Source organism: Paraburkholderia sp. FT54 (assembly GCF_031585635.1).
Classification (GTDB): domain Bacteria; phylum Pseudomonadota; class Gammaproteobacteria; order Burkholderiales; family Burkholderiaceae; genus Paraburkholderia.
This window is the reverse complement of the sequence record NZ_CP134195.1, coordinates 3,795,149-3,811,562: the sequence shown is the minus strand read 5'-3', so window position 1 is coordinate 3,811,562 and position 16,414 is coordinate 3,795,149. Positions and strand designations below refer to the sequence as shown.

The 16,414-nt window shown below is 59.4% G+C and carries 13 protein-coding genes and 1 pseudogene; 6 read left to right on the top strand and 8 right to left on the bottom strand.

Annotated elements, in window-relative coordinates:
* The first annotated feature begins 320 nt into the window (after positions 1-320).
* Together RI103_RS17495 and RI103_RS17490 are read left to right on the top strand one after the other, a co-directional pair.
* Positions 321-884, top strand: coding sequence for an acyloxyacyl hydrolase (locus RI103_RS17495; RefSeq protein WP_310813161.1), 564 nt, complete (start codon positions 321-323; stop codon positions 882-884).
* Between the two features lie 43 nt (positions 885-927).
* A complete protein-coding gene (locus tag RI103_RS17490; RefSeq protein ID WP_132376133.1) occupies positions 928-1,311 on the top strand; it encodes a nuclear transport factor 2 family protein in 384 nt (127 codons plus the stop codon).
* A 192-nt stretch (positions 1,312-1,503) separates the two neighbouring features.
* Here the strand turns inward: RI103_RS17490 and RI103_RS17485 are convergent.
* Positions 1,504-2,544, bottom strand: a pseudogene (locus tag RI103_RS17485) (2-isopropylmalate synthase); the annotation flags it as partial.
* Positions 2,545-3,057: 513 nt separating this feature from the next.
* A complete protein-coding gene (gene ybiB / locus RI103_RS17480; protein ID WP_310813160.1) occupies positions 3,058-4,029 on the bottom strand; it encodes a DNA-binding protein YbiB in 972 nt (323 codons plus the stop codon).
* A gap of 239 nt (positions 4,030-4,268) precedes the next feature.
* Here ybiB and RI103_RS17475 point away from each other — a divergent pair, with 239 nt between their 5' ends.
* Together RI103_RS17475 and maiA are read left to right on the top strand one after the other, a co-directional pair.
* On the top strand, positions 4,269-4,967 hold the full coding sequence (locus tag RI103_RS17475) for a fumarylacetoacetate hydrolase family protein (RefSeq protein ID WP_310813159.1): 699 nt from the start codon (positions 4,269-4,271) through the stop codon (positions 4,965-4,967).
* A gap of 28 nt (positions 4,968-4,995) precedes the next feature.
* Positions 4,996-5,640, top strand: a complete 645-nt coding sequence (maiA, locus tag RI103_RS17470) for a maleylacetoacetate isomerase (RefSeq protein WP_310813158.1) — start codon at positions 4,996-4,998, stop codon at positions 5,638-5,640.
* A gap of 418 nt (positions 5,641-6,058) precedes the next feature.
* Here maiA and gmtX read toward each other — a convergent pair whose 3' ends face one another.
* The 6 genes from gmtX to ftsY all read right to left on the bottom strand — a co-directional run bounded on the left by gmtX (position 6,059) and on the right by ftsY (position 14,923).
* Complete coding sequence (gene gmtX, locus RI103_RS17465) at positions 6,059-6,724, bottom strand: gamma-mobile-trio protein GmtX (protein WP_310813157.1); 666 nt, start codon at positions 6,722-6,724, stop codon at positions 6,059-6,061.
* Positions 6,711-9,314 (bottom strand): integrase family protein, encoded by a 2,604-nt coding sequence (locus tag RI103_RS17460; RefSeq protein ID WP_310813156.1) that lies wholly within the window; start codon positions 9,312-9,314, stop codon positions 6,711-6,713. Before RI103_RS17460 ends, gmtX begins: the two co-directional genes overlap by 14 nt.
* The gene (gene gmtY, locus RI103_RS17455; protein ID WP_310813155.1) at positions 9,311-10,804 is read right to left on the bottom strand and encodes a gamma-mobile-trio recombinase GmtY; all 1,494 of its coding nucleotides are present in this window, start codon (positions 10,802-10,804) and stop codon (positions 9,311-9,313) included. The genes RI103_RS17460 and gmtY overlap by 4 nt, the downstream gene beginning before the upstream one ends.
* Entirely contained in the window at positions 10,801-13,074 is a 2,274-nt protein-coding gene (locus RI103_RS17450; protein ID WP_310813154.1) for an AAA family ATPase, read from the bottom strand. Before RI103_RS17450 ends, gmtY begins: the two co-directional genes overlap by 4 nt.
* Positions 13,071-13,550 (bottom strand): VPA1267 family protein, encoded by a 480-nt coding sequence (locus tag RI103_RS17445; protein ID WP_310813153.1) that lies wholly within the window; start codon positions 13,548-13,550, stop codon positions 13,071-13,073. Before RI103_RS17445 ends, RI103_RS17450 begins: the two co-directional genes overlap by 4 nt.
* Positions 13,551-13,747: 197 nt before the next feature.
* Positions 13,748-14,923 carry a signal recognition particle-docking protein FtsY gene (ftsY, locus tag RI103_RS17440; RefSeq protein WP_310813152.1) on the bottom strand — a complete coding sequence of 392 codons (1,176 nt, stop codon included), beginning with the start codon at positions 14,921-14,923 and terminating at the stop codon, positions 13,748-13,750.
* 241 nt (positions 14,924-15,164) lie between these two features.
* Between ftsY and rsmD the strand changes: the two genes are divergently transcribed.
* Together rsmD and coaD are read left to right on the top strand one after the other, a co-directional pair.
* Positions 15,165-15,779 carry a 16S rRNA (guanine(966)-N(2))-methyltransferase RsmD gene (gene rsmD / locus RI103_RS17435; protein WP_310813151.1) on the top strand — a complete coding sequence of 205 codons (615 nt, stop codon included), beginning with the start codon at positions 15,165-15,167 and terminating at the stop codon, positions 15,777-15,779.
* 111 nt (positions 15,780-15,890) lie between these two features.
* Complete coding sequence (gene coaD, locus RI103_RS17430) at positions 15,891-16,406, top strand: pantetheine-phosphate adenylyltransferase (protein ID WP_310813150.1); 516 nt, start codon at positions 15,891-15,893, stop codon at positions 16,404-16,406.
* The last annotated feature ends 8 nt before the right edge of the window (positions 16,407-16,414 follow it).

Below are 16,414 nucleotides of genomic sequence, written 5' to 3'. Positions count from 1 at the left end.
ACGACTCCAGCGTTGGATGTTAGCACTCTGATTTGTCGAGTGCTAATACTTAGAGGATGTAGGGGCATCCAAGTTCCGCAAATTCCTATTGAAATTCACAATTCAATAGCCATGGTACGCTGATCCTGCCATCCTCGCATGAGGTGTAGAACTTACCTAGCAAGCCGCCTTTCCAGCTATAAATAATCTGTTTTTGCCGATTTTGAAGTGACTAATTGCGGAAAGTCGGGATTTTCATGCAACTCACTAAATTGCGTTTGTCTTTACAATACGCAAAACAGTTATGGATTGTTCAACGTTCGACGGAACTCGGGTGTTAGATGGACAACAAAAAGAATGCTTTGCGTGGTCTGGCTCTAAAAATCACGGCCGGAGCCGTGCTGGTGGGGACATCTGGATGGGCTTCGGCGGACCAGTTCGGCGTGCAGGTGGCCGGTGCCTTGGGTGATCACCACGTCAAGAAACTGGATCTCGGATTCGTGTGGGATCCGGATCTGACCTGGTGGCAGATCGGTGACTGGCATTTCGCGCTGATCGGCGAGGCGCATGTGGCCTGGTGGCACACCAACGAAGGTAATGTGCACGACAACATTGGAGAGGTCGGCTTGACGCCGATCATCCGCTTCATCAAGGGATCGGGCTCGATCCGCCCCTATGCCGAAGTGGGCGCGGGCATCCGGCTGCTGTCCAGTCCACGGATTTCTTCGACCTTCACCCTGGGCACTGCGTTCCAGTTCGCCGACATGGCCGGCACGGGCATGCAGTTCGGCAGCCACCAGCAGTACCAGGCGGGCTATCGCTTCCAGCATGTTTCCAACGGCGGTATCAATGAGCCGAATCCTGGTATAAATTTCCACCAGCTATATCTGCAATATAACTTCTGACAACCGTGGCCACGTCTGGCTCACCGGTGCAAGGGGCTGAGCGATGGCGGCAAAGATAATCGAAGCGGTTCGTGAGCTTGAGCGAGAGCGTTTTCGTGCGATGGTCGACGGCGACGGGCAATCGCTCGACACGCTGCTCGCGGACAACGTGAGCTACGTTCACACGAACGGCAAGCGGGAAACGAAACGGCAGTTCATCGACGGGATTACCGCGGGGCGCCGCCGCTATCGGCAGATCGAGATCCAGTCGCAAGAGGTGCTGCCGGTCGGGCGTGAGACCTGCGTGGTGACCGGCCGGGCGCTGATCGAGATGGAAGCCAATAACGGGGCGCTGCTGTTTCCGATCGCCTACACGGCGATCCATACGCAGGAAGACGGACGGTGGCGCCTGATTGCCTGGCAGGCCACGCGTTGCGCAATCGAGTGAGCCTTTTGAGCTCACTCAGTCCGGGTCGGCCGCGCCTTTTGAGCGGGCTGCTCCAGCTGACGCAAGCGAGCGGGTAGCGCGCTTGCGGGTAGGTTTGTTGCGTCTATCACCTCGCCCTGATTCTTACGCAGCCACGCTCTCCTGATCCACGCCGCTCCTCTCGCGACGATCCGTTGCGCCAGTTTCGGCCACTTCCGGCTCATGCGCCGCGACGCCTTGTAGCTCCCTGTTCTTCGCCAGCATCACCGCATCGCCTGCATACGGATGCCGCGGATGCACCGGCAACTGATTACAGCGCTCTACGACGCGCCGGACTGCCCCGATATCCGCGAAATCGAGCCCCGTATCGACGCCTTGCGCGTCCAGATTCATCGCGAGTGCGACGAGATCGACGTTGCCGGTGCGCTCGCCGTTGCCGAACAGACAGCCCTCGACACGGTCCGCGCCAGCCAGCAGCGCCAGTTCCGCGGCGGCCACTGCCGTGCCGCGATCGTTATGCGGATGCACCGACAGCACGATGCTGTCGCGATAGCCGAGATTGCGGTCCATCCATTCGATCTGGTCGGCGAATACGTTCGGTGTCGCCGCCTCCACGCTCGCGGGCAGGTTGACGATCATCTTGTGATCGCGCGTGGGCCGCCACGTCTGCGCCACCGCATCGCACACCTCGCGTGAAAACGGCAGTTCGGCCGCATTGAAAGTTTCGGGCGAGTACTGGAAGGTCCAGTGCGTGCCGGGTCGCGCCTGCGCATGCTCCTTGATAATCTGCGTGCCTTCCACGGCCAGCGCTTTGATCCCGGCTTTCGACTGGTTGAAGACGATCTGCCGAAACGACGGGCAGATCGCGTTGTACAAATGCACGATGGCGCGCGGCGCGCCTTCCAGCGCTTCAAACGCGCGCGCGATCTGTTCAGCTCTTGACGGCATGAACACCTCGATGGTCACGTCGTTGGGAATGCGGTTTTCCTCGATCAGCTTGCGGACGAAATCGAAATCCGTTTGCGACGCCGACGGATAGCCGACCTCGATCTCCTTGAAACCGATCGCGACCAGCATCTCGAAGAATTCGAGCTTTTGCGCGGCGTTCATCGGCTCGATCAGCGCCTGATTGCCGTCGCGCAGATCGGTGCTCATCCAGACCGGCGCGTGGTTGATCGTGCGGCTCGGCCATTTGCGGCCGGTCAGACGCACGGTGGGAAAGGGGCGATATTTTTCAGCGGGATTCTGCAACATGGTGAGCCTCGTTCGTTGAGTCGTCTGCGAAAGGGTGTGGCGTCGAGCGGTTGGCGGACTGCCACGGGGTGCACGGTCCGCCAGCCGGTAGCTAGCGGCAACAACGAACGGGCGCGAATGAACGGCGTCATCGTGACGGCGAAAACGGACGTGGATAAGGCCCATGCGGCGTGCATTTGATCCTCGCGCTTCGTCCGCGCGGTAAACGGACGAATGCAAACGACTACAGGTTGTGAAGAACTACGCTTTGGGGATGAAACGGGAACAGCGGAACTGCTTGAGGGACCGCGCTTTGAGCAACTTGATGGACAACCTGAGCTGCCACCGCGCGGCGCTACGCCTGACTTACGCTAGGCGTAGCGATAGTGGCCGCGCGAGGCGGCCGGAGGTAATTCGGAGGGTGTTCGGAAGGGAACGCATGGGTCTAATGTATGACGGCGCGTTGCGGCGTGTCAACCCGCGCGGGTCGCAGCGGGCGACGGCAAGCGTGCCGCAGCGCTGACGCCGCGACCGTTACGCCGGCATTCTTGCGACGTCCGCGATCAGCTCGACCTGCCGTTCGATCGCGCTCGGCACAGGCGCTTCGCCGCGCAATACGGCGCTGATCCAGGCGGCTGTCGTCGGTGCGTCTTTAGCCTCTGGCAAGTCCACTTCCGGCGCATCGGGCGACGAGCGTTCATGCGGCACGCGCGTTTCGCAGACGCCGTCGTGCAGCCAGTCGACCTGCACCTGACGCCGTGTATCGGCCACCGCTTCGCCCTCGGTGCCGCGCGCAAGCAACGCGCCGCCGACGGCCGCGTCCGGATGTGTGTTGAACAGTTGCGTGAGGCTGTCGCGATACGGCGGGTGCGTGTAGTTCACGAGGCGCAAACCTGGGGGCGCGAACGGCTGCAGAATTTTCACCAGTGTGTGCGTCGAATTGCGCACGCCCATGCGCCGGCGCAGCGCGAGCAGGCGCGCGAGCTTCGGCGCGAGCACGTCGATCGGCGCAAACGCAAGACGGCGCTCGGCGAGACCGTCTTCGATATCGGCGTGCGATCGCGCGTGCGGAATCTGCAGATGCGTGAAGATCTCCGCGCTCGTCACGCGGCCCGGATCTTCGGTGACGCCGTGCACCAATACCGGCACGCCCTCGCGCGCCAGCAGCAGGGCGAGCAGCGGCACCAGATTCGGCTGCTTGCGCGCGCCGTTGTAGCTGGGTATCGACACGGGCCGGAACGCGCCGTGCGGCAGATGAACCGGCTCGAACGACGCATGGGCTCCCGCCAGCATCGCGGCGAGTTCGTCGGCGGTTTCGCCCTTCACGCGGTACGCGAGCAGCACCGCGCCGAGTTCGAGTTCGGCCACGCGGCCGTCGAGCATCGCGGTATAGAGCGCGCGCGTATCGTCGGCGGTCAGCGCGCGGGCGCCATTCGGGCCGCGGCCGATTTCCTTGATGAAGCGGGCGCAGGGGAAGGGATTGGCGGTGTCGGCGGAGTCGGTCATCGGGCGCAGTGGGACGTGTTGGCGCGCCGCCTCGAAGCGGTCGGGCACGGTATTCAAGGGACGCTATTGAGTGTGAGTATCGCATCTATGGCGATCCCGCGAGACACCGCCCCCGCGCCGCCGGCCGCGCCGGTCCGTGCGCGGTCCACGCTGAACTGGCGCGCGCGCCGCTTTGTCGCGCGTTACACTCGATGTTTTATTGTCGCGCTGGCGGCACACATCAAGGAACGGAGAACGGGATGAGTTACGTATTTGCACCCGCACCGGTGGTCGCGGTGCCGGTCGTGGGGTCCAACGAGCAGTTCGCGGTGCGTCGCATCTACTGTGTGGGCCGCAACTACGAGGCGCACGCGCGCGAGATGGGGCACGATCCCGACCGCGAGCCGCCGTTCTTCTTTACCAAGCCGGCCGATGCCGTGCTGTACGTCGCGCCCGGCGCCACCGGCGAGTTTCCGTATCCGTCGCAGTCGAAAAACGTCCATTTCGAAATGGAAATGGTGGCGGCGATCGGCAAGGGCGGCAAGAACATTCCAGCCGAAAGCGCGCTTGGCCACGTCTACGGGTATGCGCTCGGTCTCGACATGACGCGCCGCGATCTGCAGGCCGAAGCGAAGAAGCTGGGCCGTCCCTGGGATACCGCGAAGGGCTTCGATCACTCGGCGCCGCTCGGTCCTATTCATCCGGCGGCGACGGTCGGCCATGTCGACAAAGGCACGATCTGGTTGTCGGTGAACGGCGAGGAGAAGCAAAGCTCGGACGTGTCGCAGTTGATCTGGTCGGTGGCCGAGACGATCGCTTATCTGTCGACGCTGTTCGAACTGCAACCTGGCGATCTGATCTTCACCGGCACGCCGGAAGGCGTCGGCGCGGTGGTGCAGGGCGATCTGATGAAGGGTGGCGTGGACGGGCTCGGCGAGTTCAGCGTGCGCGTCGTCTGACGGCGGCCGGTTGGGGGAGACAGACAACATGAAGCTCTACAGCTATTTCCGTAGTTCGGCGTCCTATCGCGTGCGTATCGCGCTGAATTTGAAGAATCTGCCGTACGACTACGTGCCGGTGCACCTCGTGCGCGACGGCGGCGAGCAGTTGAAGCCCGAGTACCGCAAGGTGAATGCAGACGGGATCGTGCCGACCTTCGTCGACGGCAATGAGGTGATGCCGCAGTCGCTCGCGATCATCGAGTATCTGGAAGAAATGCATCCCGAGCCGCCGCTTTTGCCCAAGGCGCCGGTCGATCGCGCGTACGTGCGGGCGCTGGCGCTGCAGGTGGCGTGCGAGATTCATCCGCTGAACAATCTGCGTGTGCTGAAGTATCTGAAGCACACGTTGGGCGTCGACGACTATGCCAAGGACGCTTGGTACCGGCACTGGGTGGAAGCCGGTTTCGCGACGTTCGAAACGCATCTGGCGGCCGATTCGCGCACTGGCAAGCTGTGTTTCGGCGATACGCCGACCATTGCCGACACCTGTCTGATTCCACAGGTGTTCAACGCGCAGCGCTTCAAGGTCGACACAGCGAAGTTTCCGACCATTCAGCGCATCTACGATCACGCGATGCAACTCGACGCGTTTGCGCGCGCGGCGCCGGGCGCGCAGCCGGACGCAGAGTAATCTTTCCTGGTCCGGCTGGCGGGATGAACAAAGGGCACTCCGAGGCTATTCAGGGAAAAAACTCTACTATTACGATGTGACTGAGTTGCAGAAGGGCTTGCGAAATATTATATGCAACATTTTTATCTAATATCTCCATGGCTCCATTTCGAACGTAACTGGCTCTAGGGAACTACGAACTCGGGAGCTTCGCTCCCGATACCCCGCACTCGCCGTTGGGCAGCCGGGGCGGGTTAAACAGCAACCCACCCCGACAGCCACGAGCGTTAGCCGCTCCGGTCCGTCAAGAGCCTTTCGCGGCATAAACGGAATCCTTCCCACGCAAGCGTGGGCCCCTTCCATTTATTCCACGGTGCTCTTGACTGCCCTTCGCTCCAAGACTTTTGTGGGCGGCAATCCAGTATCCAGACCGCACTTCCTACACCGCATTCAAGACTTTCTTGATAGCGGTGGCAAACCCTGCTCTGAAGATGGCATGTCCATCCTTCGATACCCGACCTGTCTTCGCGTCGACCCTCCAGCCCATCTTGGCAAGCAACTCCTCAGAGAGGGCGTGGCGAAGCGCATCAACCTCCAACGGCAACAGCGTACTCAGCGCTGGTAGCACTTGAACGCCCGACTGAGATGTGGATTCCGACATTGCGGATTTTGGCCGGCGGTCGATTACGACTTGCGCTTGCGACTTAAGCAAAGTGTTCTCAGCTCTGAGTTTGCGATTCTCTGCAAGGAAGCTACCCACAAGAGCGCGCACCGAAGCGTCAGGTATCATCGCCAACACGTCGTCGGCCACACCTGGCTCTGGCCTGACAGCTGGTTTCCGGGTGGCGCCGTTGGCATGGTTAGCCCACGCCTTCAACAATGCCCGATAGTGTTCTCCGGTCGAATTGTGGATTGCTCCGGTGGACGGTCCTCCGCGTGCCGCCGAGAGTCGACCAATAGTCGCGACTGAGAAATCGAGGTTGCCCGCTTCATACTGCTCCTTGCACAAAGTATGGATAAGCTCCAGCGATTGTCGGGTGCGCTTGGTGGCATCCTGCTGCAAAGCAGCCAATACCTCTTCGGGGGATAGATTACTCGGCGACATTGGCATCTTCCTCTTCGGCGTCCTTTGGCGAGACATACGGCAAAGCGGGTCGGCCCTTTTCCGAATTTCCGAACCGTTGCGCTGCATCCCATTGCACGACGTGGCTGGAGGCCATCTCCTGTGCCAATTGCTCCATGTTCAGGTCGAGGCCAAGCTCTGCGAGCTTCCGTGCCCCTTCAATGAAGGGCAGTGCATCCTTGATGCTGCCCGCTTCAGCAATGAGCAATCTTGTGATGTGCTGAATCATGGAAGCGAATTCGTCGTCTGGGAGGCGGAAGAGAACGGGCGCCTTTCCGTTGCGCGCCAGCATCATGTCAAAGGCCTTGCCAGCCTGCAGGACAGCCTTGCTCACGTCGTGCTCTGGGTACACGGTAGAGCCCGCAACGGCTGTGAGTACTTGGCGCAACTTGCTGCATTCTTCGACGGCGACGCGCACATCCTTCAAACCGCCAACGGCAACCAACTGGACGCCATCATCTTGCGGCCCACTCTTGGCCAAGGCTGTACACCTGGCTATGAGTCGAAAGGTGGCGCTAGAGTCTTCCGCATATTTGTTGTTCTTCTCATACTCGCTTTGATGGACTTTGCGCAGCGTATTGAGCTTGTCATGCTCCATGAACAGCAGGCCATTTTCCTGACACTCGAATAGTTCATCCTCCAACGCGGCAATCTGGCCTTCGAGCTTCACGATGCGTTCACCGACATCGCCCATCTGTAACTGGATATTGTTCCAGTGATTGTTCAGCCCATCGAGAAAGGCCGGACCAGTGAAAAACCAGCGGCATCGCGGACAGTTCTTCTGGGGATAACCCGGCACCTCGCCGTACGTCACCTTCCCAGTATCCTCGTTGACATAAACGCCACCCGAATCGCACCCCCATCCCCCCTTCGGGCAAAAACCCTTGTCATCCTTCGTTAGGCTTGCCCCTCCGTTCTGCATCGCCAGCATCATCGCGGAAATCGCGGCCGGGTCTTGATACGCGCCGTGTGCTTCCAATTGCTGGTAGGTTTTGTCCTTCAACCAGCGCGCATAGTTTTCCTGCTCATCCACCATCAAGCGCTTGGTGGCCGCATCCATGGTCTCAGTGCAATAGGTAATTCCGGCTTTCGTGTAGTAGAGCGTCATCACCAGTCTTGCGTGGCCCGCGATGCATTTCGACAGAATCGCCATCGGCACACCACCTTCCAGCGCATACGCTGTAATGAGCGAGACGCGCAGCGAGTGCAGCGGATAATAGGTGGTTGCTTGCGTATCTTTCCTTACGAATATCAATGGCTTGTCAGCAAGGTCGCGAAGCTGCTCCGCCTCGCACTGGTGCTCTAAGGTTGCTAGTAACTTGTACCAAAGGGCGTCAAGAGTGTTTGTTACAGCAATAGGTTTTGCTTTGTCTGTGCCTTGGGCAGCGGCATCCCGAAACAAGAAGCAGGTGGCGCCCATGGCTTTCAGTTGCACGTCAGCCTTTGCGTGACCGAGATGCTTGCGCTCCAAATCCGTCCAAGCCATGGGAGCGGAAATTGGATTGTATTTTTCTTGCCAGTCTCTGAGTTTTTCGAGCCAATACAGCACCTCGTGGTGCTCCCAGGGAATCGAATAGCCCTTGCTCCACTCGTCCTTCCCCCTGTCGGCGGTCTTGTTGGTGTTGACAAACAATCCCGTCATCGGACGATGTTTGATGTCATCTGTCATTTGACGGAATACGCCTCGCCGACAAGGATTTCTGTCATTGCCTTTCGCCAACACGTTTTTGTTTTTGACCCATTCCCCTTTCACGTAGCGACGAGTGTCCGCCTCGCCGCTATCGAGCATCCGCACCTGGAAGGTTCGTAGGGGCAATTGCAGTTTCAAATAGAGCGCAACGGCTCTTACGGGGTTCCACATTTCATGCACTGATTCACCATAACCGTACGTGTTTCGCTCGTGCTGTGACGTCGTGCGACAGCGCCAGACGCAGTCTGGGTCGGTCTTGTCTATGCAGTTGGCTGGCACGACAAACCAACCACTCTTCTCTTCCGCTGATTGTGCCCAACTCCAATCAACGAAGCTCTTTGCTTGGGCAGGGCACAGCAGATGACGCAGACGCGTGATGAAATAGTGAGGCAGGACGGGTTTATTTGACTCGTTGTTATTCCCGTTTGTATGCTTGGCATCTACCGATTCAGGAAGTGGTGGAATCGGATTTCGGAAAGCCGGGGAAATGATAGCATTCCCGTTATCATCGTCCACCGAGAAATAGTTTCTCAAAACATAGTTGACAAAATCGGTAATTTTACCGTAGCGTTTTATTATTTCTTTTTTTGTTTTAAAGTGCGAGAAATAACTGTCGTACAGGCAGGGAGTCGAGTTATTCGCGCTGAGAAATTTTGCAGGGTCTCGGTCCAGAGCCTGTCCATGTACATAATCGACTAGAAATATCTTCATGGACTCCATTGCCGCAGCCTTTCCCTCTTTCATGGTAGCGAGCCATTCTGCCGCCAAGACTCTCCATTGCTCGAGCCTAGGGTCAATCGCTGTGGCGTAGAGACACTCCGTATCTATTGTCGCGCCGCGCACCATTTTTTTGACTCCCTCGTTTTTGGCTGCCATCGTCATTTGCTCTTTTTCGTTAGAAATACGGATTTTTCTCTTCGCGCCGACAATCCCAATGCATCAAGGTCTGGCACCATTGGAAGGGACTGTCCCGAGGACAGAGCTTCAGTCGCGCTTTCCAGTGCGGAAGTGACTTCCGCGATGGACGGCTCGGTGTACACGGCTTGGGATTCGATGGACTTGTGATGCAAGCCCCTTTGGGTGACGATGTCGTCAACGGCACCGCGCCTGGCGCGCTGACCATAGGCATGGCGATGGCCGTGCTCGGTCGTGCCGTTCATCTTCGCGGGCGTCAGACCGATGCGGCGGACCGCCCGGGCATGCGCATCCCTATACGCGTCTATCGTGTAGGGCTCTCCGTACTGAGGGCCTCGAAACGATACGAACAAGAATGGATGCTGGTCTGCTCCAATCCTTGCGCGCATGCGCTGATACATATAAAGCTTCCACGCTTGCATAAAGAGGCGGCCGCCAATACCAGACGGAAGCCAATGAACATGCATGAAGTTCTGTGTCGTATCGTCCAGCCTCGGATTCTTCCAGCCGGCCCTGCGGTTTCCTGTCTCTTTGTGGCGCGGGCGGTAGCCCGGATGCCGAGCCCGAAGGTAAGCCTCCCGATTAGGCATATACCGCCCATCAGGACCTTTAAAATCTCTTGGAGCGACCCCATCAATAGGGTGGTAGACGCGGACGCAAGCTTCGTCCGGCTTCAGCGGGTCGTTCGTAACGTCACCGACCCAGAGGTGAAATGGCTCCGAGATACGCAATCCGCCCCAATGCAAAAGTATCGCGATACAGATGCCACGCCAATCGTAACGCTCGACAATGTCAGGGCTGTCCTGCTTGCCGGGCACAGTAAATCCCACAAACAAGAGCTCCATGAATCGGCTATCCGGGAATGCCTTGGTTTCCCCGCTGTCGCCTGTCGGAGCTCTACGCTGGCGCGTATTGCGAGCTTGCTTGGCGGTTAAAGCGGCATCTGCGTAGCTATCGAGGTGTCCGAGAAACGAGCGTTGTGACTTGTTGATAAACGCCGCCCAGTTTAGCCGTTGCTCGAAGAGGGTAGCCTCGCGCCAAGGGTTGAGGGGCGTGGCACCATACTTTCTATGCATCCAGTCCGAGAACTCGCTCAGAGTGGTCAACAATTGTCTGGCAGTCTTCGTGCGCCTGGGGAACCAGTACAGATTGCTTGGGTCTCGACCGTCTTCGCCAATGGTGCCGGCATAGACGCGTTGAGTGAACATCTCGAACAAGTCTTCCGGTTTCTCGAAATGTGAGTGATTCACTGCCATATAGTCGAGAAGCATTTCCACGACCTGACACAGCTTGTTCATCCAAGCTAGGCTCTTGGCCTGATAGTTGGCAATCAGATAGTCCACCAGCGGCAGGAGTTCCTTGAGCTTGCCCCCTTCCTCAACCATAATCACCGGTATTTTGCTTTTGATACCGGTCTCATCGGTAATGACAGAGGCGGTGACGCGGACATGGCTCATGGCAGGGCCTCCGCAATGGCCAACTGGCGCGCTACAGTAGAGCCTAATGCGACTCGTCGACGATGTGCTCTCGGCAAGTTCTCGACAGCCCGTCTGGCGGCGGCTTCATCGCCAATTAGTATTACTTGCCGCTGAGCTCTCGTGATGGCTGTATAGATTAGAGTACGGTCGAGTAATCTATTTCCAGTGACAGACACAAGAATGCGTTCCCATTGCGACCCTTGTGCCTTGTGTACGGTGATGGCGTAGCCGAGTTCCAGGTCATCAAGCATGACTTCCAGTACTGGCCGGCGCTCTCCGTCATCCCACTCGACCCAAGCTAAGGCATAGCCTATCTCCTCTCCATCATCGCTCTGGAGGAGGCGAGGTTCGTCTTCAATCTGCACGAGTTTTCCGAGCGAGCCGTTCTGCAGGCCCCATTCCCAAAGGTTGCGGGTACAGAGCAATAGGTCGCCCTGATGGAAGCCAGTATGAACATGCGTTGCGTGTTCGATGCTCCACGTAAGGAGCGGCCTGGCATTTCCTGTAAGCCGCTGCTGACACAGGGCGTTAAGCCCCTTGGTTCCGTCACTACCATTGCGGCGCGACGACAGTATCTGGGTGTTGGCGGGGCTTTGCAGATAGAGCCTTAGAATTTCCGCCGCGAGCGTGCATCTCGAATGCTCAGAACTTCGTCCGCTGGGCGCCAACCATGGAACGAACGCGACGGGCGCTGATTCGACATCCCGCAAATCCGGCCAAGCACCGTCACGGATTGCGTATGCGGCAGCGGCAATCTCGCCGCCGTAACGCTTTACGACCTTGAGTTCAACATTGGGAATGCCCGGCGTTTCAACCAATGCATGAAGGACGAGTCCCGGGCCGACCGGCATCAACTGATGTGGGTCACCCACCAGCAACAAGCGAACATTACGGGGAAGCAGAGCACAGAGGCGACTCATGGAAATGATGTCGACCATTGAAGCTTCATCGACCACAACGACGCAGGGCGCGACCAGTTCGTCTTGCTTTGCGTTTCTGAGGAAACTGGCAATCGTAGAGGCAGGGCGACCTGTGGCCTCTTGCATGCGTTTGGCGGCACGGCCAGCCAACGCCATTTGATAGATACGAAGGCCGGCTCGGTCGTAGATTTCGTAGAGCGCCTTTAAAACGGTTGTCTTACCGACCCCCGCACCGCCGGTAATCAGCGCGAACGCATGTGCCGCAGCCTCTAGAGCGCCGGCGCGCTGTTCGTCGTTGAGACTGATGCTCTCACGTGCCTCGTAAGCAGCCAACAGTGTGAGAACCTCATCCTCAGACAACAACTGTGAACTATCTGTATGCTGGAGTCGGCCGGCGATTGCGAGCGCCACCTCGGTTTCCATGACAAAGGGCCCCATTGGTCGGACGCAACTGTCGGCCTCAATCACATAGCTGCCGTTCGTCAACCCTCGTGATAGCGCGTCCGATATTAGATTGCGCCAGGAGGACGTTCGATTTTGCTCGCCAAGGACAGAGGTCAAGCGTTCAACGAGATTGGGACGCGTGGCCATGGTATGGCCGTCGCCGAACAGGCGATAACAGCTTTCTTCGATGGCCCCTTGCAGGCGCCGAACATCATGTTCTTCAACGCCGAAATCATGGCGAGCGAGATTATCCACTTGCTGCCACGACGCGCAGAAACTCAAGAGGCGGTAGGGGTCCGCTTCAATCTTTTCCGCTGCCTGGGCCCCGAAGAAGGCAAGGACCTTACGGCCGGTCGCCTTATCGAAACCCTTGGCATGTAGCCACTGGAGCGTGCGCGTGTTGCCGTACAATGTCCACGAAGCCACAACTTGCCGCGCACTGTCTTCGGTCAGTACCTTGCCCAATGATGCGACATCGCCTCGGTCAAGAATGTCGTACAAGTCGTTGCCAAATGTCTCCCAGAGCTTGCGGGCCTTGACCAGGCCAATGCCTTGGAAGTCAGAGCTCTCGGCCATCAGCGTAATGATGTGCTCGCCTGACGGGAGCAGCAGTTCTGCCTCTCTGGGGGCGATTTGCCACTCGTTCAGATGGTAGCCGTTGACGGTAATGGCGTTATGCTTGGGCTCGCCGGCGACTCGCCACCACTGGCCCACCTGCACAAGCGTACCGTCTAGAACCCGGTTCGATGCTCGAACAACAAAGTAGGCTCGCGCATCCAACACATTGCCTTGTTCATCAATGGGCGCGCCAGTAAAAATGCAGCCGCCAGTTCCCTGCGGATTTTGGCTGCGAATGGTGGACACCCGCAGAGTCTGCTCGCTCATCGGGGCAGCCTCCCGGTTAGGGAAAGGGCCTCCTCAAGAACGGCATATCTTTCCAGTTGACGCTTGAGGTCGTCCTTCTCTGCGCGCAGGTTGGTGTTTTCTCGCCTGAGCTCGTCTTTCTCTGCACGCAGGCTGGCGTTCTCTAGCTCTAGCCGCTTTAGGCGCTCACTATCACGTGCGGCGCGTTGCTGGCCCATCTCGCGCATCGGCGGGGCAGCGCCGTCAATCGTCAGCTTTTCTTCGAGTGCCGGCAGAATGCCACGGTCTCGCAAGCCGTCTTCAACCGCCTTGAGTGTCGCCTTGATGCGTGGATTTTGGTCGAGGGCGGACTTGGCGAACCCGCATTCTTTGGCCATCTCCTTTCGCGACAGAACCCCGCGACTGACCATCTGCCGGAAATCGGCGTCTGTCTTGCTTGCCAGCCAAGTTTGGAAGAGTTGGAGATTCTGCTCTGCGATTTGTTTGCCGCTGGCCATCCTTTCCGCCCCGCATCGTTTTGTTAATAGTATTTATATTACCCCCAAGAACGTCAACTGATGTGTGGTAAAAAGCCCACTTGAGGAGTCCAAGTGGGCTTAGGCGCGATGAATTATTAGCAGAAAACTACCCCAGATAACCGTGGAGTGCCCTTTTTGCTGATGCAGCCACGATCAGCCGCAAACGCCGGGGGCGCTCAGCCGCCCAGCAGCGCGTCGGAAAACTCTTCCGCGCTGAACGGCTGCAAGTCTTCGACCTTTTCGCCGACGCCGATGAAGTACACCGGAATCGGACGCTGCCGCGCGATCGCCGCCAGAATACCGCCCTTCGCCGTGCCGTCGAGTTTGGTGACGATCAGGCCGGTGAGGCCGAGCGCGTCGTCGAAAGCCTTTACTTGCGCGAGCGCGTTCTGGCCGGTGTTGGCGTCGATCACCAGCAGCACCTCGTGCGGCGCGCCGTCTTGCGCCTTGCCGATCACGCGCTTCACCTTGCGCAGTTCTTCCATGAGATGCAATTGCGTCGGCAGACGGCCGGCCGTGTCCGCCATCATCACGTCGATCTTGCGCGCACGCGCGGCGCCGACGGCGTCGAAGATCACCGCCGCCGGATCGCCGCTTTCCTGCGATACCACGGTCACGTTGTTGCGCTGGCCCCAGATGGCGAGTTGCTCTCGGGCGGCGGCGCGGAACGTGTCGCCCGCGGCAAGCAGCACCGACTGGTCGAAACTCTGCAGATGCTTGGCGAGCTTACCGATGCTGGTAGTCTTGCCCGCGCCGTTGACGCCGGCGATCATCATCACGAGCGGCTGCGCGCGGCCGAGCATGAGCGATTTTTCCAGCGGCTTGAGCAGCTCGATCAGCAGCGTGCGCAGCGCCGTTTTGACCTGCTGCGGGTCGTAGAGGCGCTCGGCGCGCACTTTTTCGCGCAGCGCTTCGAGCAGGAATTCGGTGGCGTCGACGCCCGCGTCCGACATCAGCAGCGCGGTTTCGAGCTCTTCGTACAGGTCTTCGTCGATCTTCGTGCCGACGAAAATGCCGGTCAGGCTCGAACTCGTCTTCGACAGGCCGGTTTTCAGTCGCGTCAACCACGAACGCTTCGCGCCCGCGTCCGGCAGCGGTGGTGGGACGATTTCGACCGTTTCTTCGAGCGCGAATGCTTCCGGATCGGGTTCGGGCTCGAGCGCGGATGGGGTGGCCACGGGCGGCGTCTCGACGCGAACCGGCGCAGCGGCCGGGCGCGGGGCAGCCGGCGCGACGGGCGCAGGCGCCTGAACGGCCGCTTCGAGCGTAGAGCCTTCTGGCGCTGTTTGCGACTCTTCTGGCGCGTTATCGGACTCTTTCGAACCCTTGAATCGTTTGAAAAAGCTGAACATGATCTGGCATGGTGAGAGCGCGCGCCGATGCGCGCAGCCGGCACAAGGCCGGCGGGAGCGGCAGGCAGCGTTGCGATGCGGGATGCAAGGCGCTGGAAGCCGCACATTTTATCAGGCGCGCCGCCGACCGTCGTATCGGCCGAATGGCCAGGCTGGACGCCGGGCGTCGCTGTGGTAACGTTGGCGCTCCGGCCCGCATCCTTCGTCGTCGCGGGCGCTTTAACAACGTAATCGAAACTGCATGCCCCGTTCCGCACCTTCACGCGCCCACGGCGCTTCGTCCAAAGGCGGCAAGCCGCACGCCATCCGTATTATCGGCGGCGACTGGAAGCGCACGCCTTTGCCCGTGCTCGACCTCGACGGCCTGCGCCCCACGCCCGATCGCGTGCGCGAGACGCTGTTCAACTGGCTCGGGCAGAATCTGGACGGCCAGCGCTGCCTCGATCTGTTCGCCGGCAGCGGTGCGCTGGGTTTCGAGGCGGCATCGCGCGGCGCGGCGCGGGTGTTGATGGTGGAGCGCAATGCGCGGGCCGCCAGCCAGTTGCGCGCAAACCAGGAACGCCTGTCGGCGCGCACGATCGAAATCGCTGAAGCGGACGGTTTGCGCCTGGCCGCGAGTCTCGCACCCGGATCGTTTGACGTGGTGTTTCTCGACCCGCCGTTCGGCGACGATCTGCTCGGCAAAGCGCTGGCGCTGGCCGTGCCGCTCGTGAGCGCTGACGGATTTCTGTATGTGGAAGCGGGCGAGGCGCTCGAACTCGATGGGAATGAGACGCTCACCGGGTGGGAAATCGTGCGGCAAGGTAAAGCGGGTGCTGTCCACTTTCATTTGCTGCAGCGCGAAAATAAGGAATAATGCGCGTTCCAAAACAAGCGCCGGGCGGTTTGCCGTCACGTGCGCGGTCGGTGCCAAATGCGTCGCGTGGACGCTTTGACGTGCCCCATTGTCTGAAAGAGGAGAACTCTCATGGTAGTCGCCGTGTACCCGGGCACGTTCGACCCGCTGACGCGCGGTCACGAAGACCTCGTTCGGCGCGCGTCGAGCATCTTCGACACGCTGGTGGTCGGTGTTGCCGACAGCCGTAACAAGAAACCATTTTTCACGCTCGAAGAGCGCCTCGACATTGCTCACGAAGTGCTCGGGCACTACCCGAACGTTCAGGTGATGAGCTTCAAGGGGCTGCTGAAGGATTTCGTGCGCACCAATAACGCGCGGGTGATCGTGCGCGGTCTGCGCGCCGTGTCGGACTTCGAATATGAGTTCCAGATGGCCGGCATGAATCGCTATCTGTTGCCCGATGTCGAAACCATGTTCATGACGCCGTCCGATCAGTACCAGTTCATCTCGGGCACGATCGTGCGTGAAATCGCGCAACTCGGCGGCGACGTCAGCAAGTTTGTGTTCCCGTCGGTTGAAAAATGGCTGACGGAAAAGGTCGCCGCGATGGATCCGGCTAGCGGCGTGTCGGCGGGACAGCCGTAACCGGCGTA